This is a genomic window from Nocardioides sp. NPDC004968, assembly GCF_040608935.1.
Taxonomy (GTDB): Bacteria; Actinomycetota; Actinomycetes; order Propionibacteriales; family Nocardioidaceae; genus Nocardioides.
This window is the reverse complement of sequence record NZ_JBEXJF010000010.1, coordinates 68,754-86,702: the sequence shown is the minus strand read 5'-3', so window position 1 is coordinate 86,702 and position 17,949 is coordinate 68,754. Positions and strand designations below refer to the sequence as shown.

Here is a 17,949-nt window from a genome sequence, read left to right as displayed (position 1 = left end):
ATTTCGTGGTGATTCGCCAGGCTCGGGGTCTTGACGGAGGCCGGGGTGCGCCATGAGGACATGTTCGGTCCCAGGCTCCGCCGGCTGCGTGAGTCGCGTTCGCTGACACAGGGCGCGCTGGCGCGGGCCGCAGGGCTCAGCGTCGCCTCGATCCGCGACCTCGAGCAGGGGAGGACGAGGCGTCCGAGGGCGGCCTCGCTGCGTGCGCTCGCCGAGGCGCTGGACCTGAGCGCGGAGGAGACGGCCCGGTTCGCCGAGGCCTTCACCCCCGCCCGCGAGGCCGACGGCGCGGTGGTGAGCATCGCCGTCCTCGGGCCGACCGTCGTGGTCCGCGACGGAGTGCCGGTCGAGATGGCCGACCAGGTCGGCCTGCTGTTGCGGCGGCTGGCCCTGGAGCCGGGGGAGAAGGTCGGGCGCGACGAGCTGCTCGACCTGCTGTGGCCCGAGCTCACCTCGGCCGAGTCGGGCAGACGGCTGGCCCAGCTGCTCCGGCGTCTGCGCGCCCTCGTCGCGCCGATCGCGGTCACCCAGGACGGCAGCGCCCTCCGCCTCGACGCCTCGGCCGACGAGCTCGACCTGGTCCGCTTCCGTGAGCTGACCGCGACCGACGAGATGGCCCCGCTGACCGAGGCCGTCGGCCTGTGGCGTGGGCGTCCTGACGGGTTCGACCAGGCGCCCTGGCTGTCGAGCACCATCGAGGACGAGTACGTCGCGGTCGTGCTCAGATGGGCGACCCTCGGCGTTGCCGAGGGCTTGGCCATCGAGGCGCTCCCGGTCGTGGGCGAGCTCGCCCGGTTGCGGCCGCTGGACGAGCCGTTGTGGGCGGCGTACGTGAAGGTGCTGGCGGCGGCCGGGCGGCAGGCCGAGGCGCTCGCCGCCTACGAGACGGTCCGGTCCGTGCTGGCCGAGGAGCTCGGGCTGGACCCGAGCCCGGTCCTCGAGGATGTCCGCCAAGGGACGCTGGAGGGCCGCTGGCACACCCGGCGCCCGACGCTGGTCGAGGGCGCGCGCCGGCGGGACGTACCTCGGGAGGTGCCGGCGGCGCCGGCGCTGATCGGGCGTGACGCCGAGCTCGCGATGCTGGCGGCCGGGCTCGGCGAGGGCGGCGGTGCCGCGGTGCTGGTCACCGGGCCGGCCGGCTCCGGGAAGAGCGCGCTGGCGCTGACCGCCGCGGCCAGGCTGAGCGGCGACTTTCCCGACGGCCAGCTCTACGCCGACCTCCATGGCGTCTCGGGCGAGCCGGTCGACCCCGGCACGGTGCTGCGGCGCTTCCTGCGCTCGCTCGGCCTCTCCGGCCAGCAGATCCCGACCGACGCCGCCGACGCCGCGGCCCTGCTCCGCAGCGAGCTCTCCGACCGCCGGATGCTGATCGTGCTGGACAGTGTCGACAGCCCCGGCCAGGTCATTCCGCTGCTGCCCGGGCTAGGCGCCAACCGGACGATCCTCACCAGCCGCCACCGGCTGCCGGCCCTCGCGGGCACGATCGACCTGGGCCGCCAGATCCACCTCGGCGAGCTCAGCACCGACGTCTCCGTCCAGGTCATCGGTGCGATCGTCGGCCATGAGCGCGTCGCCGCAGCGCCGCACGCGAGCGAGTCGCTGGCGCTGGCGTGCGGCCGTCTCCCGCTGGCGCTCAGGATCGCCGCGGCCAGACTGCTGAGCCGCCCGGAATGGTCGATCGAGACGTATGCCGACCGGCTGAGCGAGAGCTCCCACCGGCTCGCCGAGCTGGCCGTCGGCGAGGTGAGCGTGGCAGCCAGTCTCGAGATCTCCTACGCCGCGATGCCCGCCGAAGCGCGGCGCGCGTTCCGGCTGTGCTCGCTGATCTCGGCCTACGACTTCGACCCCGCACCCGCCTGCGCCGTCCTCGACCGCGACCCGGACACCACGCAGCGGCTGCTCGAGGACCTGGTCGACGCCAACATGCTGCAGACCGCCGACTCCGCCGACGGCGTCGGGCGCTACCACTACCACGACCTGCTCCGGCTCCACGCCGGCGATCTGGCCACGGCCGACCAGGAGCAACCGAAGGCGCAGCGCCGGCTCGCCGACTGGCTGCTCGACACCACGGTCAGCGCCGCCGGCACCGCCTATCCGGGCCGCCTGCGCGCGCTGGAGATCGAACCTTCGCCGGGCAGCCGCTTCGACTCGGCCGACGACGCTCGCACCTGGCTCGACCGCGAGGCGCAGCTGCTGATCGCGTTCGCGAAGCAGGCAGCGACCGACCCAAGTCGGCGTCACTACGCCTGGAAGCTCGTCGACCAGGCCCGGATCCACTACCGCACCCGCCTCGACGTGACCACCTACCTCGAGCTCGTGACGGTCGGGGCCGAGGCCGCCATGCTCGAGGACGAGGCGCGGGCCGAGGCCTTCCTGCGTACGCTGAAAGCCGATGTGCTCGGGGTCCTGGGGCGGATGGAGGAGGCCTGGGCGGAATCGGACCGCGCCTGGAGTCTGCTCGACACGAGCGGATGGCCGCAGGGGCTGGCGTTCGCGTCGATCGTCGACGGCCACCGCCACCGGGTCGCGGACTCCGGCCGCGAGGCCGAGGTCGCCTACACGCACGCGCTGAAGATCCTCGGCGACGTCGAGGGCACCGAGGGGCTGCGGTCCTGGGCGCATCAGGCCCTCGGCATCGCCTGCACCGAGCAGGGCCGATTCGAGGAGGGACGCGTCCACCATCTTCAAGCGGTCGAGCTGAGCGAGGTGCAGGGCAGCGCGACCCCGCTCGAGCTCGCGACCCTGGCGGCGGCCGAGCGCGCCCTCGGCCTGCTCGACTCAGCCGGCGACCGGCTGGAGTCGGCGCTGGCGCAGGCCACCCGCAACCGGAGCCCGTTCGCCGAGGCCAACGCGCTCGAGGAGCTCAGCCTGCTCGCCCTGGTCCGTGGCGACCACGCCTCGGCGCTCGAGCTCGCCGAGCGGGCCCACCGGACCGCGCGGGCCCACGGGGACGTACGTTTCGTCGCGTCGACGGCGTGCAGCTATGCCGCCGCCCTCGATGCGACCGGGAACCACCGCGACGCCGCCGAGACGTATGAGTACGCGGTCCGGCTCAGCCACACGCACGTCGCCTCCTTCACCGAGACCCGTGCCCGGATCGGGCTGGCCGAGGCGCTCCATGCCGAGGGCGACACCACGGCAGCAAGGGTCCACGCCCGCCGGGGGCGGCAGCTGGCCGCCGAGCACGGCTTCGCGCCGTTGCGGCGCGAAGCCGACCGGGTGCTCGGGCAGCTCTAGTCGACCTTGGACGGGTGCTTGGCCAGCGGGGTGACCTGGACGTCCATGTAGGGGAACAGCGGCAGGCCGGAGAGGATCTGGTGGAGCTCGTCGTGGGACTCGACGTCGAAGACCGAGACGTTGGCGTACTCCCCGGCGATCCGCCACAGGTGCGGCCACTTCCCGGCGCGCTGGAGCTCCTGGGCGTAGGCCTTCTCGCGGGCGATCGTGTCGTCGCGGACGTCCGGATCCAGGTCGTGCGGGATCCGGACGTCCATGCGTACGTGATAGAGCATCAGCCGCGAGCCGGGTCGAGCACGAAGCCATAGTCGACGCTCACCGAGCCGTCCCCGTTGGCCACGGGCGCGAGCACCAGCTCGGGCTTGACCGCCGAGGCGATGTCGTCGTCGTTGTGCTCGTCACCGGGGAAGTAGAGCTGGGCGGTGAGCAGCTCGTGACCCGGGGCCGACACCTTGACGTGCAGGTGCGCGGGACGCCAGGCGTGCCAGCCGGCGGCGGCGATGAGCTTGCCGCAGGAGCCGTCGGTCGGGATCTGGTAGGGCGCCGGCTGGATCGTGTGGATCTCGAAGGCGCCGTCGTCCCCGACGGTGAAGCTGCCGCGCAGGTTCCACTCCGGGATGCCGGGGGCGAACTGCGAGTAGAAGCCGTCGGCGTCGGCGTGCCACAGCTCGACCTTGGCACCGTCGAGCGGGGTGCCGTCGGTGGAGGTGATCGTGCCGGTCCAGGTCAGCGGGGTGCCGGACTCGCCGTCACGCATCGGGATGGTGCCGTTCGAGCCCTGCTCGGGGGCGTCGGGGACGTAGTAGGGGCCCTCGATGGTGCCCTTGTTGCCCTCGCGGTGCTCGGTGGCGACCTTCTCGATCTCGTGCTCGACCCAGACGTCGAGGAAGAGCGGCCACTCGCCGTCCTGGCCGACCTGGATCAGCCACGCCTTGAGCGCGTTGTACTCGTCGTAGCTGACCTTCTCCTCGCGGATCGTGTCGTAGACGGCGTTGAGCACGCGCTTGGCCAGCGTGTCGACGCGCTCCGGCGGGGTGTCCTTGACGGCGTCGAAGGGCGACTTGTCGGCGGCGAAGCGCTCGGTGGCGGAGGCGCCCGAGGCGGCCGCGGAGGCTGCCTCGGTGGCTGCCTTGGTGGACTCGAGGGTCTGGTCGGTGGTCATGGGTGTGTCCTCTCGTGTTGCGGTGGGGTCAGGTGTTCAGTTGTCGGTGCGGTAGCGATCGAGCTTCTCCGGATCGATCTCGACCCCGAGGCCGGCACCAGGACGTACGGCGAGCTCGCCGTCGCGGATCTCGAGGGGCTCGGTGAGCAGGTCATCGGCCATGTCGAGGAAGTTGGAGAGCTCACCGGCGCGGCGGGAGGTGAGCCGGTGGGCCGCGCCGAAGGCGATCGAGCAGGCGCTGCCGAGCTGGCCGTCGATCTGGTTGCCCATCACGACCTCCAGCCCGAGGCCCTCGGCCAGATGCAGCACCTGCTGCGACCCGGTGAAGCCGGTGCGCGCGGTCTTGATGCTGATCGCGGTGGCGGAGCCACCGAGCACCTCGCGGGTCACGTCGGCAGCCGTCGGGACCGACTCGTCGGCGATGAACGGCACATCGAGCTGGCTGACCAGCCAGCGCCGTCCGAGCACGTCGTCGGCGGGGTTGAGCTCCTCGGCGAAGAGCAGGTCCAGGTCGGCCATCTGCTTCATCGCGCGGGCGGACTCGGCCGCGGTCCAGCCGCGGTTGCCGTCGACGTACAGCTCGATCTCGGCGCCGAACCGCTCGCGCAGCGCACGGACGACGGCGGTGTCGAGCTCGATGGGGGAGCGGCCGACCTTCACCTTGAACGTCGAGATCCCGTACGTCTCCCGCATCCGCTCCGCCTCGGCGACCATCGCCTCGGGCCCGTCGAAGCCGAGCATGTGGGAGACCCGCATCCGATCGGTGAAGGCACCGAGAAGGTCGACGACCCGCAGGTCCAGGGTCTTGCCGAGGGCATCCCACATGGCCATGTCGACGGCGGCCTTCGCGGTCGGGTTGCCGACGGTGCGCTCCATCAGGACACGGGCGGTCTCGCGCTCGAGCAGGGTGAGCCCGGCGAGCTGCGGGGCGAAGAGCTGGTCGATGACGGCGATGATCCCGGTCTGGGTCTCGCCGTAGGTGAACGGCCGCGGCGGCGCCTCGGCGACGCCCACGACGCCGTCGTCGGTGTGCACCCGGACGAGCACGTGCTGGGCGGTGTGGACCTCGCCGGAGGCGAAGCGCAGCGGCTTGCGGTAGGGGATGGCGAACGGGATCGCCTCGATCTTGGTGATCTTCATGACCGGGGAGCTTCCAGACGGGGTGCGGTGAACAGGTCGGCGGCCTCGAGGACCTCGATGACGGCGTCGACGACGGGGTTGTCGTCGTCGGTGCGATAGGCGAGGGAGAGCTCGACGCTGCCCGCGTCGAGCAGGTCGCGGAAGATCACGCCCTCCAACGGAAGGGCCCGGACGGAGGCCGGGACGACCGCGACGCCGAGGCCCGCGGCGACCAGCGCCAGCAGGACCGCGGTGCTCGGTGCCTCGTGCTCGCGGCGCGGCACGAACCCGGCCTCGCGGCAGCTGCGCAGGACCGCCTCGTTGACCGCCGAGTCGCGGGCGCTGTAGGCCACGAACGGCTCGGTGCGCAGGTCGGCCAGGGCCACGACGGGCTCGACGGCGAGCCGGTGGTCGACGGGGATGGCGAGCGCGAGGGGCTCGACCTCGAGGGTGCGCAGGGTCAGTCCCTCGCCCGTGGCGGGCGGTCGCAGTACGCCGAGGTCGAGCGCCCCGCTCTGCAGCCGCTCGCACTGGGCCGGGGTGAGCAGGTCGGCGTGGATCTCGAGCGCCACCTCGGGCAGCTCGCGCTTGACGACCCGGGCGATGCCCGGCAGGTGCGAGAACGAGGCGGTGCCGGTCAGTCCCAGGCGGACCAGGCCGTGGCGGCCGGCCCCGATGCGGCGTACGCCTCGGACGCTGTCGTCGACGGCGGCCAGGACCCGGGCGGCCTCGGTGCGGAGGAACTCGCCGGCCGGGGTGAGGGAGACCTGGCGGGTGGTCCGGGTGAACAGGGTGACGTCGAGCTCGGACTCGAGCTGGCGGATCGCCTGGGAGAGCGCCGGCTGGGCGATGTGCAGCTGCGCCGCGGCCTGCCCGAAGTGGCAGGTCTCGGCGACTGCGGCGAAGTACCGCAGGTGGCGTAGCTCCATGAAGCGCTCCTCACGAGGTGGTGATGACCGCCACACTAGGTCTGCGATAGATAAACAACAAGGACGAAACTGCCGCCTATTGATCGATTCGAATGATCAATGGGTGCCTAGGTCGGAACTGGGCATTCGCCTGGTGTGACGGCCGCCACGTCTTGCGAGGGTGTGGTGACCGTCACCCGTTGGAGGCATCACCATGACCGCACCGCTCACCGAGAGCCTGGGCCACATCGAGAACGTCCTGTCGGACGCCGTGGTCGAGGACCGCGAGGCCGGGATCTACCGCGCCAACCGCCGGATCTTCACCGACGAGGAGGTCTTCGAGCTGGAGATGAAGCACATCTTCGAGGGCAACTGGATCTACCTCGCCCACGAGAGCCAGGTGCCCAACCCCGGCGACTACCTCACCACCTACATCGGGCGGCAGCCGGTGATGATCACTCGCGACAAGGACGGCGAGCTGCACTGCATGATCAACGCCTGCGCCCACCGTGGCGCGATGCTGTGCCGGCGCAAGACCGACAACCGGATGACCCTGACCTGCCCGTTCCACGGCTGGACGTTCCGCAACGACGGCACCCTGCTGAAGGTCAAGGACCCGGACGACGCTGGCTACCCGGAGAGCTTCAACACCGAGGGCTCCCACAACCTCACTCACGTGGCTCGCTTCGACAGCTACCGCGGCTTCCTGTTCGGCTCGCTCAACCAGGACGTACTGCCGCTCGAGGAGCACCTCGGCGACACCGTCAAGGTCATCGACATGCTCGTCGACCAGTCGCCCGAGGGGCTCGAGGTGCTGCGCGGTTCCTCGACCTACACCTACGACGGCAACTGGAAGGTCCAGGCGGAGAACGGCGCCGACGGTTACCACGTGACCGCCACCCACTGGAACTACGCGGCGACCACCTCGCGCCGCAACACCGGCGAGTCGAAGAACACCACCAAGACCGTCGACGCCGGCAGCTGGGGCAAGGCGGGTGGCGGCTACTGGTCCTACCCGAACGGCCACCTGTGCCTGTGGACCTGGGCGGCCAACCCCGCCGACCGGCCGCTGTGGGACCAGATGGACGTCCTCAAGGAGAAGTTCGGCGAGGCGAAGGGCGAGTTCATGGTCAAGGGCTCGCGCAACCTGCTGCTCTACCCGAACGTGTATCTGATGGACCAGTTCTCGACCCAGATCCGGCACTTCCGGCCGATCTCGGTCGACAAGACCGAGGTCACCATCTACTGCATCGCTCCCAAGGGCGAGAGCCCGGAGTCGAGGGCCTGGCGGATCCGGCAGTACGAGGACTTCTTCAACGCCTCCGGCATGGCCACGCCCGACGACCTGGAGGAGTTCCGCTCCTGCTTCCTGACCTACCAGGCCTCCGCCGCGCCGTGGAACGACATGAGCCGCGGTGCCGAGCACTGGCACACCGGCCCCGACGAGGTCGCCGAGGCGCTGGAGATGCCGGGCGTCATCTCGGCCGGCGCGAAGAACGAGGACGAGGGCCTCTACCCGGTCATGCACGCGCAGTGGACCGAGCAGATGCGCGCGGCCATCGCGAACGAGAAGGGCAACTGACGATGACGATCACGCAGAACGCCGCTCCCGCGGGGGCGAAGCTCATCACCCACGGCATGATCGAGCAGTTCCTCTACCGCGAGGCGCGCTTCCTGGACGACCGCGAGTTCGAGAAGTGGCTCGAGTGCTACGCCGACGACGTCGTCTACTGGATGCCCTGCTGGGACGACGCGGACCTCCTGACCGAGGACCCGCAGACCGAGATGTCACTCATCTACTACCCCAACAAGGGCGGCCTGGAGGACCGGGTCTTCCGGATCCGTACGGAGCGGTCCTCGGCCACCTCTCTTCCCGAGCCGCGTACCTCGCACAACATCAGCAACGTCGAGGTCATCGAGCGCCGCGGCGACCTGGTCGACGTGCGCTTCAACTGGCACACCATGTACTTCCGCTACAAGACCGTCGACCCCTACTACGGCACGTCGTTCTACACCATCGACTTCTCTGGCGAGCAGCCGCTGATCCGCCGCAAGAGCGTGGTGCTGAAGAACGACTACATCCACCACGTCGTCGACATCTACCACGTCTGAGGCGCCTGCGATGACTGCAATCGAGACCGAGATCGCGACCCATCAGGTGGCCCTCTCCTTCGAGGACGGGGTGACCCGGTTCATCACCGTGCGTGAGGACCAGACCGTCGCCGACGCGTCCTACCGGCAGCGGATCAACATCCCGCTGGACTGCCGCGACGGCGCCTGCGGGACGTGCAAGGCGCTGTGCGAGTCGGGGGAGTACGACGGTGGCACCTACATCGAGGACGCGCTCTCCGAGGCGGAGGCCGCCGAGGGGTACGCCCTGCCATGCTCGATGAAGCCGCGCTCGGACCTCGCGCTGCAGATCGCCACCACCTCCGAGGTCGCCAAGACCGGCGCCGCCAGCTACACCGGCACCGTCGTCGGCCTGGACCGGCTGAGCCCGACCACGGTCGAGCTCTCCATCGACATCCCCAACCGGGGCGAGCTGGCCTTCCTGCCGGGTCAGTACGTCAACATCGCCGTGCCGGGCACCGAGGTGACCCGCTCGTACTCCTTCGCGAACGCCCCGCACGAGGAGCGGCTCGTCTTCCTGGTCAAGCTCACCCCGGGCGGTGCGATGTCGACCTGGCTGACCGAGCGCGCCGCCGTCGGTGACGAGGTCACCTTCACCGGGCCGAACGGCTCCTTCTTCCTGCGCGAGGCACGCCGGCCGGTGCTGATGCTGGCCGGTGGCACCGGGCTCGCACCCGTGCTCTCGATGCTGCGCCAGCTCGAGGTCGACGGCTGCGACCGCGGTGGCCGCCTGGTCTACGGCGTCAGCACCGACGACGACCTGGTCAAGCTCGACGAGGTCGGTGAGCTGGTCTCGCGGCTGCCCGGGTTCAGCTGGGACCACTGCGTCTCCGCCCCCGACTCGACCGCAGCCAACAAGGGCTACGTGATGAGCCTGATCGGCGAGGACGACCTGCACGACGGCGACGTCGCGATCTACCTGTGCGGCCCGCCCCCGATGGTCGAGGCGGTGCGTACGCATGTCGCCGGTGCCGGCATCCAGCCCACCGGGTTCTACTACGAGAAGTTCGCCCTGGCAGTCCCCGCCGAGGCGTCAGCCGCATCGGCCGAGACGTCGCCCGCGTCGGCCGAAGCGTCACCCGTGCCCGTCGAGCTGGAGACCCATCCGGAGGCGCGGGCCATCGCGGGGCAGCAGATCCTCCCGGCGCTCGACCTCGGACCGAGCGGGTCGGCTGCCGTGGCTCGCGACGACGGCGATGTCGTACGCCGGATCGCCGGTCAGCTGGTCGCGCCGGCCGCACTCGACGGAGTCGACGGTGTCGTGCTCGAGGACGACGGTCTGACCGTGACCGATGACGCCCGGCGGATCGGTGGTCAGGAGGTGTTCCCGCCCGGTGATGACCTCTCGGCCGACGCGACTGACGCCTCGGTCGACGCGGGAGACGCCTCGACGACGGCGGACGGCTACACGATCGGTGAGGAGCATCCGGACATCTCGGCCTCGGATGCGATCTTCGAGGCCCGAGCGGCGCTGGAGGTGGGGGCGCTCGATCTGACCATCGGACGGCTCGACTCCCAGCAGCTGGCCGGCTACCGGCTGCTCGCCGAGTCCACCCTCCCGTACGTCGAAGGCGACCGGTTCCTCGACGCCCACGGCTACACCGAGTCGAACGCCGCCTTCCACGACTACCTGTTCACCCTCACCGGCAACAGCCACCTGCTGGCCGCCTACCAGGCGCTCGGGGTCAAGGGCCGGATGGAGGACGTGCTGCGCAACGCCACGTGGTGCCACCCGCGGTGCACCCAGGACCACCTCGACATCGTCGGGGCCTTCGAGCGCGGCGACCGGGCGGCAGCCCGCGAACTGATCAAGGCCCACAGCGAGCGGTCGCAGGAGACGATGCGGCGCGCCATGGCCGAGTCGGCCACCGCGACCAGGCCGCGGTTCATCACCCCGGGCCGGTTCGCCGGCCAGGTCGTGGTGGTCACCGGCGCGGCCCAGGGCATCGGCGCCCAGGTGGCCCGCCGGGTGGCCGCCGAGGGCGGAAAGGTCGTCCTCGCCGACCGCTCCCCGCTGGTCGCCGAGGTCACCCACGAGCTCACCGGCCAGGGCGCGAGCGTCACCGCGGTCGAGTGCGACCTCGAGCACTACGAGGGCGCGGCCGCGCTGGTGGAGCGGGCCCTGGAGACGTACGGCCGGATCGACGTGCTGATCAACAACGTCGGCGGCGCGATCAACTTCAAGCCGTTCACCGAGTTCACGCCTGCGCAGATCGACGCCGAGATCACCCGGTCGCTGATGACCACGCTGTACGCCTGCCGGGCCGCCCTGCCGGGCATGGTCAAGCGCGGCCACGGCGTCATCGTCAACGTCTCCTCGGCCGCGACCCGGGGCATCCACCGGATCCCGTACTCCGCGGCGAAGGGCGGGATCAACGCGATCACCGCCTCGCTCGCGCTGGAGTACGCCGGCTCGGGCGTCCGGGTCACCGCGACGGCCCCGGGAGGTACGGAGGCTCCGCCGCGCCGGATCTCCCGGGGCACACCACAGCCGCGTACCGACACCGAGAAGGCGTGGTTCCAGGCCCACATCGACCAGACCCTCGAGACCTCACTGATGCACCGCTACGGCACGCTCGACGAGCAGGCCGCCGCGATCTGCTTCCTCGCCTCCGAGGAAGCCTCCTACATCACCGGCACGGTCCTTCCCGTCGCCGGCGGTGACCTCGGCTGAGCCACCAGGTCCTCTCTCGGGGCCGTCCCTCCCTTCGCGAGCACGCTCGCGTCACCCATGGAGATCACCCATGTCCGAAAACACCGATGAAATCACTCGGGCCAAGACCGGGCGCCAGCTCGCCTGGGTCGTCGCGCTCTCCGCGCTGGCCCTGATGTTCGACGGCTACGACCTCGTGGTCTACGGCACGGTGCTGCCGACCCTGATGGCCGATCCATCCCAGATCGGGCAGCTCTCCGCGGGCCAGGCGGGCACCCTGGGGAGCTATGCGCTGGTCGGGGTGCTCGTCGGCGCGCTGAGCGCCGGTGCGGTCAGCGACCGGATCGGCCGCCGGAAGGTCGTGCTCGCCAGCATCACCTGGTTCTCGCTCGGGATGGCTGCGACCGCGTTCGCCCAGTCGATCGCCGTCTTCGGCATGCTCCGCTTCCTCACCGGCATCGGGCTGGGCGCGATCCTGGCGACCGTCGGCGCCCTGGTCGCCGAGTTCGCGCCGCCGGAGCGGAAGAACCGGCTCAACGCGATCGTCTACAGCGGCATCCCCGCCGGTGGTGTGGCCGCCTCCGTGATGGCGCTCATCATCGACCCGAGCGGCTCCAACTGGCGGATCCTGATGGCGATCGGCGCCGCCCCGCTGGTGCTCCTGCTGCCCTTCGCGATCGCCAAGCTGCCCGAGTCGCAGCTGTGGCTCGACTCCCGCGGCCGGGTCGCGTCGACCACCGCCCAGGAGGCGGTCGGCTTCAGCGCCCTGGCCCGCCGCCCGCTCGCGTTCCCGACCCTGGTGCTCGGGCTGATGAGCTTCTCCGGCCTGCTGCTCACCTACGGCCTGAACACCTGGCTGCCGAAGATCATGGAGGACAACGGCTACGGCAAGGGGTACGCACTCACCTTCCTGCTGGTGCTCAACGGTGGCGCCATCTTCGGTGGCCTCCTCGCCTCGTACGTCGCCGACCGCACCGGCGCCAAGAAGGTGGTCTCGACGACCTTCGTGCTCGCCGCCCTGATGCTGTTGCTGCTGCCCCTCGGGCTGCCGCTCGCCGTCCTGTTCCCGGCGGTCGCGATCGCCGGCGTCGGCACGATCGGTACGCAGGTGCTCATCTACGGGCTCGTCGCCAACTACTACCCGACCCGGGCCCGCGGCGCGGGCGTCGCGTGGTGCGCCGGGTTCGGCCGGTTGGGCGGGATCGTCGGACCGATCATCGGCGGCGCACTGGTCGCCGCCGGGGTCGGCGGCACCACCGCCTTCCAGATCTTCGCAGGCGTCGCGGTGCTCGGTGCCGTGGTCGCCTCCGCCGTGCCCCGGTCCCCGGAAGAGACCGTCGTGAGCGTCACGCTCGACGACGGCGTACCGGCCTGAAGGGGGCCTAGGGTGTGACCGTGCTCATAGAACGAGCTGGGTGTGTCGGTCGCGAGGAGGAGCTCGTCGAGCTCACCTCGCGGCTGGCCCTCACCCGCACCTCCGGCTCCGCCGCCGTCCTCGTCCTCGGCGACCCGGGCCTGGGGAAGACCGCGCTGCTGCGCGGCCTGGCCGACCGGGTCGCGACGCCGGCGCTGACGGCGCGCGCCGGTGCTTGGGAGCAGGACTCGCCGGGAGCGGTGCTCCGCCAGCTGCTCGGAGATGAGCCGCCGGCCGACCCGGTCGCCGCAGCCGATGCCCTGGTCGCGCGAGCCCTGGCCGGGTGTGCCGACGAGCCCGGACTGGTCCTGGTCGACGACGCCGACCTCGCCGACACGCTCTCGCTGCAGGCGATCGCGTCCGCGCTGCGCCGGCACCGCGACGTGCCGGTGCTGGTGGTGCTCGCGGCCACGCGCACCACCTCGTTCCTCGGCGAGATCGCCGCCGAGACCGTACGCATCGAGGGGCTGGACGCGGCCGCGGTCGGCGAGCTCGCCGCGCTGCGCGGACGGGTCCTGCACCCGTCGATGGCCGAGGTCCTCACCCGCCATACGGCGGGCAGCCCGCGCGACGCGGTCGCGCTGCTCGACGAGCTGCCGCCGACCCGCTGGGCACGGCCCGACACCCAGCTGCCCGCGCCGGTCCACGTACGCGACGAGGTCCAGCTCGCCCTCGCCGGGTGCGGTGCCGCCGGACGCTCGCTCGCCGAGGCCTTCGCGATCCTGGGAGAGGACGCGTCGCTGGGCCAGGCCGCGGCCCTCGCCGGGCTCGAGGACCCGCTCTCCGCGGTCGACGCCCTGGCCGCGGCCGGGCTGGTCGAGACCACCCGCGACCACCGCCCCCGGTGGCGTACGCCGCTGGTCGGCGTCGCCGTGCTGGCCACGATGGGCGCTCGCCGGGCCGCCGACGCGCACCAGCGCGCCGCCGCGATCGTCGACGACGAGGTCCGCCGGGCCCAGCATCTCGTCGCCGCGACCCCGCTGCCCGACGCCGACCTCGCCGACGAGGTCGCCCGGCTGGCCCAACGACGCGGTGACGAGGGCGCCTGGGCGGAGGCCGCGGCTCTCTACCGCGACTCCAGCCGACTCACCGAGGACCCGGTGCGGCGCGACGACCGGCTGATCCGCTCCGTCGACGCGCTGGTCGCGGCGGGCGACGGCATGGGCGCCGCGGCGCTGGTCCCCATCGTCGAGAGCCTGCGCGAGACGCCGCTGCGCGACGCGGTGCTCGCCTATCTGGCGATCCTGCGCGGCCGTGCCACCGAGGCCGACGTCCGGCTCAAGCGCGCCTGGGACATCGTCAACGCCGACCGGGAGCCGGAGACCGCCGCGCTGATCGCCACCCGGCACGTCCTGCACTCGCTGGCGCTGTGCCGCGGTGACGAGCTGGTCACCTGGGCCGACCGGGCGATCTCGCTTGCCGGCCGGGACTCGGCGGCAGGAGTCGAGGCGGCGGCGATCCGCGGGCTCGGGCTGGCGATGGCCGGGCGGTTCGAGGACGCCCACGAGGCGTACGCCCTGGCCGCCCGCCGTGTCGGGCACAGCGCTCAGACCCAGCGGGTCACGATGGGCCGCGGCTGGCTCGACGTACTCTCCGACGAGCCCGACGAGGCCCGCAGCCGCCTGGAGGGGGTCACCGACCCGCGGGTCCTCGGCGGCTCGACCCGGATCTCGATGTGGGCCCTGGCGTGGCTGGCGCGCGTGCAGTTCCTGACCGGTGAGGGCGAGGCGGCCCTGCAGACGGTCGCGGCCGGCCGGGCGCTGGCCGCCGAGTCCGGCATCGCCCTGGTCACCCCGCTGCTGGAGTGGACGGCCACCGAGACCCACCTGCTGCGCGGCAGCTGGGAGGACGCCGCCCGCACCGCCCGCGCCGCGGAGATCGGGGCGCAGGGCTACGAGATCATGCGCGTGCCCGCGCTGCTCGCCCGCGCCCACATCGCCGAGGCCCGCAGCGACTTCCGTGCCGTCCTCCGCATCCTCGAGCCGCTCACCCAGGCCCCAGCCGGCAGCGCGCTGACCGAGCCGGCCATCTGGCCGTGGGCCGAGACGTACGCCGCCGCGCTGATCGCGGAGGGAAGGCTGGACGAGGCCGACGGCTTCCTCCGCCCCCATGAGACCCGCGCCCGTGAGGAGCAGCACCGCTCCGCCCAGGCCAGGCTGGCCACCGCCCGGGGCCGTTGGCACGGCGCCCGTGGCGACCTCGCCGGGGTCCGGGACACGTTCGACCGCGCGCTCGGCCTGCTCGACGGACTGCCGCTGCGCTACGAGCGCGCCCGGGTCACCTTCGCCTACGGCCAGGCGCTGCGCCGGGCCGGCCGCCGTCGCGACGCCGAGGCGCTGCTCTCCTCCGCGCGCGATCTGTGGGACGGGATCGGGGCGCTGACCTACGTCGACGCCGCCCAGCGCGAGCTGCGCGCCGGGGGAGTGCGGGCGCCGCGAGGCCAGCGTGGCCCGGTGGACCTGACCCCGCAGGAGGAGACCGTCGCCGAGATGGTCGCCTCGGGACTCTCCAACCGCGAGGTCGCCGCGCAGCTCTTCGTCTCGCCCAAGACCGTGCAGTACCACCTGACCCGCATCTACGCGAAGCTCGGCGTACGCAGCCGGACCGAGCTCGCGGCGATGGCGGCCGAGCCGACGGAGGAGCCATGAGCACCGACCTCGACGTCCGAGAGCCGAGGGCTGGTCTGCGGCGCGACCTGGGCCGTCACGAGCTGGTCAACGGCTTCATCGGCTTCCTGTTCTCCTGCACCGGACCGGTCGCGGTGATTCTCGCCGTCGGCCAGGGTGCCGGGCTCTCCGCCGGTGTCGTCGCCTCCTGGGTGAGCGCGGTCTTCTGTCTCAACGGGGTGCTGACGATCATCGCCTCGCGCTGGAGCCGGCAGCCGCTGGTCTACTTCTGGACGATCCCCGGCACCGTGGTCGTCGGCCAGGCGATGGCCGCCGGCACGACCTGGCCGGAGACGGTCGGCGGCTTCGTCATGGCGGCCCTGCTCCTGGTCGCCCTGGCCCTGACCCGGCAGGTCGACCGGGTCATGCACCTGCTGCCGATGCCGATCGTGATGGCGATGGTGGCCGGCGTCTTCCTCCGATTCGGCACCGACCTGGTCCTCGCCGTCGACCGCGACCTGGCGATCGCCGGGCCGATGGTGGTCGCCTTCGTCGCCGTCAGCGCGGTCCCACGGCTCGCCCGCTGGCTCCCGGCGGTGCTGGTCGCGCTCGCGGTCGGCGCGATCGCGGTGAGCCTCGCCGACCGGCCGGCCGTCGAGGTCTCCGGCCGCTGGATGATCGACCCGGTCTGGACCACGCCGGCCTTCACCGGGTCCGCCTTCATCGAGCTCACCATCCCCCTCCTGATCACCGTCCTGGTCGTCCAGAACGGCCAGGGCATGGCGGTCCTGCGGGCCGCCGGCCACGACCCGCGGATGAACCAGGTGACCGGCTGGTGCGGGGTGACCTCGCTGGTCGCAGGCCCGTTCGGCGGCGTGTCCACCTGTCTGGCCGGGCCGACCAACGCGCTGGTCACCGCCTCGGGCGAGCGACGACGGCACTATGCCGCGGCGATCTGGTGCGGCGTACTCGCGATCGGGTTCGGCCTGCTCGCTCCCGGCATGGTGCGGGTCATCACCACCATGCCCGAGGCGTACGTCGCCGTGCTGGGCGGCCTGGCCATGCTCAAGCCGCTCCAGGGCGCCTTCCAGACCGCCTTCAGCGGGCCGTACGTCACCGGCGCGCTGGTCACCTTCCTGGTGACCGTCGCCGACATCACCGTCTTCAACATCGGCTCCGCCTTCTGGGGGCTGGTGGTCGGTGTCGCGGTCAGCGTGCTGCTCGACCACGACGGCCGAAACAACACCAGGGAGAAGTCATGACCACCACCGACACCACCTATCCCGACGCGACGATGCGCTACGGCGCCACCGCCCGTCAGGTCGCCGACGTCTTCGAACCGGCGGAGGCGACCGACTCGCTCGTGCTGCTGCTCCACGGCGGGATGTGGCGCGACTCCGACCGGATGCGCACCTGGTCGGCCGGCCGGGCGCTGGCCGAGGCGGGCCATCTGACCGCGACGGTGGAGTACCGGCACGGCCCCGGCCAGTGGCGGCAGGCCTTCGAGGACGTCGAGACCGCGATCGAGTCGATCCAGCTCAGCGGCCGGGAGTGGACCATCCACAACGACGCACCCCGCCGGATCACCCTGGTCGGGCACTCCTCCGGTGGCCAGCTCGCCCTGTGGGCGGCCTCCCGCGAAGGCACCCTCGTCACCGGTGTCGTGGCCCTGGCTCCCGCCGCCGCGCTGGCCACGATGAGCCAGGAGGGTCTCGGTGACGGCGCGGTCGAGGAGTTCCTCGGCGGCACCCCGTCCGAGACACCCGAGGCGTACGCCACCGCCGACCCGCTCGGCCTCGCGCCTCAGATCCCCGTGCGGATCCTGCACGGCGCCGCCGACGGGGTGATCCCGCTCGCGATCTCCGAGCGCTACGCGGCAGCACACCCCGGCGTACGTCTGGAGGTGGTCGACGGCGCCGACCACACCGCCTGGGGCGATCCGACCTCGACGGCCTGGTCGCACCTGCTCACCGCGGTCAGCCAGGTCTGACGACGACGTCGTCGGCCCGCTCGCCGGCGTCGGGGTAGAGAGCCAGGATCAGGAGTACGCCGGCGACCAGGCCCAGGAGCTGCGCGAGGATGAACGGGGCTACCGAGCCCGGTGCGATTCCGGCGAAGGTGTCGGAGAAGACCCGGCCGATCGTGACGGCCGGGTTGGCGAACGAGGTGGAGCTGGTGAACCAGTAGGCAGCGCCGATGTAGCCACCGACCGCAGGAGCTGCGAGGGCGCCGCGGTCGCTGCGTACGAGGGCGAAGATCAGGGCCACCAGGCCTGCCGTGGCGACGATCTCGGCCACGAAGTGGCCGGTCGTGGCGCGGTCCTTGGTCGAGATCGTGACCGCGTCCAGGTCGAACATGAGGTTGGCCAGCACCGCGCCACTGATCCCGCCCGCGACCTGGGCGACCACGTAGGCGCCGACCTCGGCGAGCGAGAGTCCCTTGCCGGCCTTACGCCCGAGGAGCCAGTCGGCGAGCGAGACCACCGGGTTGAAGTGTGCCCCCGAGACCGGACCGAACATCAGGATCAGCGCGGCCAGCCCGAAGACGGTAGCCATCGAGTTCTCCAAAAGCTGCAGGCCGACGTCGTCGGGGGAGAGCTGCTGGGCGGCGATGCCGGAGCCGACGACCACGGCGACGAGCAGGGCAGTGCCCAGGAACTCGGCCAGCAGGCGGCGCGGAAGGGAAGAGATCACGCTCGCATTCTTGACGTTCGACGATTA

The 17,949-nt window shown here is 71.8% G+C and carries 13 protein-coding genes; 8 read left to right on the top strand and 5 right to left on the bottom strand.

Annotated elements, in window-relative coordinates:
* The first annotated feature begins 30 nt into the window (after positions 1-30).
* On the top strand, positions 31-3,237 hold the full coding sequence (locus ABZU72_RS12940) for a BTAD domain-containing putative transcriptional regulator (RefSeq protein WP_355019253.1): 3,207 nt from the start codon (positions 31-33) through the stop codon (positions 3,235-3,237).
* Here ABZU72_RS12940 and catC read toward each other — a convergent pair.
* The 4 genes from catC to ABZU72_RS12920 are packed head-to-tail and all read right to left on the bottom strand — an operon-like array spanning position 3,234 to position 6,447.
* Positions 3,234-3,512, bottom strand: a complete 279-nt coding sequence (catC, locus tag ABZU72_RS12935) for a muconolactone Delta-isomerase (protein WP_355019252.1) — start codon at positions 3,510-3,512, stop codon at positions 3,234-3,236. The two genes, ABZU72_RS12940 and catC, sit on opposite strands and share 4 nt — an antisense overlap.
* A complete protein-coding gene (catA, locus tag ABZU72_RS12930; RefSeq protein WP_355019251.1) occupies positions 3,512-4,399 on the bottom strand; it encodes a catechol 1,2-dioxygenase in 888 nt (295 codons plus the stop codon). The genes catC and catA overlap by 1 nt, the downstream gene beginning before the upstream one ends.
* A gap of 36 nt (positions 4,400-4,435) precedes the next feature.
* Positions 4,436-5,539 carry an enolase C-terminal domain-like protein gene (locus ABZU72_RS12925; RefSeq protein ID WP_355019250.1) on the bottom strand — a complete coding sequence of 368 codons (1,104 nt, stop codon included), beginning with the start codon at positions 5,537-5,539 and terminating at the stop codon, positions 4,436-4,438.
* Positions 5,536-6,447, bottom strand: a complete 912-nt coding sequence (locus ABZU72_RS12920) for a LysR substrate-binding domain-containing protein (protein WP_355019249.1) — start codon at positions 6,445-6,447, stop codon at positions 5,536-5,538. The genes ABZU72_RS12925 and ABZU72_RS12920 overlap by 4 nt, the downstream gene beginning before the upstream one ends.
* A 193-nt stretch (positions 6,448-6,640) precedes the next feature.
* Between ABZU72_RS12920 and benA the strand changes: the two genes are divergently transcribed.
* The 7 genes from benA to ABZU72_RS12885 all read left to right on the top strand — a co-directional run bounded on the left by benA (position 6,641) and on the right by ABZU72_RS12885 (position 17,219).
* Positions 6,641-8,008 (top strand): benzoate 1,2-dioxygenase large subunit, encoded by a 1,368-nt coding sequence (benA, locus tag ABZU72_RS12915; protein WP_355019248.1) that lies wholly within the window; start codon positions 6,641-6,643, stop codon positions 8,006-8,008.
* Positions 8,009-8,010: 2 nt separating this feature from the next.
* Complete coding sequence (benB, locus tag ABZU72_RS12910) at positions 8,011-8,538, top strand: benzoate 1,2-dioxygenase small subunit (RefSeq protein WP_355019247.1); 528 nt, start codon at positions 8,011-8,013, stop codon at positions 8,536-8,538.
* A gap of 10 nt (positions 8,539-8,548) precedes the next feature.
* Positions 8,549-11,230 (top strand): benzoate 1,2-dioxygenase electron transfer component BenC, encoded by a 2,682-nt coding sequence (benC, locus tag ABZU72_RS12905; protein ID WP_355019246.1) that lies wholly within the window; start codon positions 8,549-8,551, stop codon positions 11,228-11,230.
* 70 nt (positions 11,231-11,300) lie between these two features.
* Positions 11,301-12,584 (top strand): aromatic acid/H+ symport family MFS transporter, encoded by a 1,284-nt coding sequence (locus tag ABZU72_RS12900; RefSeq protein WP_355019245.1) that lies wholly within the window; start codon positions 11,301-11,303, stop codon positions 12,582-12,584.
* Positions 12,585-12,604: 20 nt separating this feature from the next.
* Positions 12,605-15,271: a LuxR family transcriptional regulator gene (locus ABZU72_RS12895; RefSeq protein WP_355019244.1), complete on the top strand. Its 2,667-nt coding sequence runs from the start codon at positions 12,605-12,607 to the stop codon at positions 15,269-15,271.
* Complete coding sequence (locus tag ABZU72_RS12890) at positions 15,268-16,491, top strand: benzoate/H(+) symporter BenE family transporter (RefSeq protein WP_355019243.1); 1,224 nt, start codon at positions 15,268-15,270, stop codon at positions 16,489-16,491. The genes ABZU72_RS12895 and ABZU72_RS12890 overlap by 4 nt, the downstream gene beginning before the upstream one ends.
* Positions 16,488-17,219: an alpha/beta hydrolase gene (locus tag ABZU72_RS12885; protein WP_355019242.1), complete on the top strand. Its 732-nt coding sequence runs from the start codon at positions 16,488-16,490 to the stop codon at positions 17,217-17,219. Before ABZU72_RS12890 ends, ABZU72_RS12885 begins: the two co-directional genes overlap by 4 nt.
* On the opposite strand, the gene ABZU72_RS12880 is transcribed toward ABZU72_RS12885, so the two are convergent.
* Entirely contained in the window at positions 17,206-17,922 is a 717-nt protein-coding gene (locus tag ABZU72_RS12880; protein WP_355019241.1) for an MIP/aquaporin family protein, read from the bottom strand. The genes ABZU72_RS12885 and ABZU72_RS12880 overlap by 14 nt on opposite strands.
* Positions 17,923-17,949 lie beyond the last annotated feature (27 nt).

Bases quoted from the DNA above. Each gene is read 5' to 3' on its own strand.
- ABZU72_RS12920 (WP_355019249.1), bottom strand. From the start codon at position 6,447: ATGGAGCTACGCCACCTGCGGTACTTCGCCGCAGTCGCCGAGACCTGC.
- ABZU72_RS12885 (WP_355019242.1), top strand. From the start codon at position 16,488: ATGACCACCACCGACACCACCTATCCCGACGCGACGATGCGCTACGGC.
- catA (WP_355019251.1), bottom strand. From the start codon at position 4,399: ATGACCACCGACCAGACCCTCGAGTCCACCAAGGCAGCCACCGAGGCA.
- ABZU72_RS12890 (WP_355019243.1), top strand. From the start codon at position 15,268: ATGAGCACCGACCTCGACGTCCGAGAGCCGAGGGCTGGTCTGCGGCGC.
- catC (WP_355019252.1), bottom strand. From the start codon at position 3,512: ATGCTCTATCACGTACGCATGGACGTCCGGATCCCGCACGACCTGGAT.
- benC (WP_355019246.1), top strand. From the start codon at position 8,549: ATGACTGCAATCGAGACCGAGATCGCGACCCATCAGGTGGCCCTCTCC.
- benA (WP_355019248.1), top strand. From the start codon at position 6,641: ATGACCGCACCGCTCACCGAGAGCCTGGGCCACATCGAGAACGTCCTG.
- ABZU72_RS12925 (WP_355019250.1), bottom strand. From the start codon at position 5,539: ATGAAGATCACCAAGATCGAGGCGATCCCGTTCGCCATCCCCTACCGC.
- ABZU72_RS12900 (WP_355019245.1), top strand. From the start codon at position 11,301: ATGTCCGAAAACACCGATGAAATCACTCGGGCCAAGACCGGGCGCCAG.
- benB (WP_355019247.1), top strand. From the start codon at position 8,011: ATGACGATCACGCAGAACGCCGCTCCCGCGGGGGCGAAGCTCATCACC.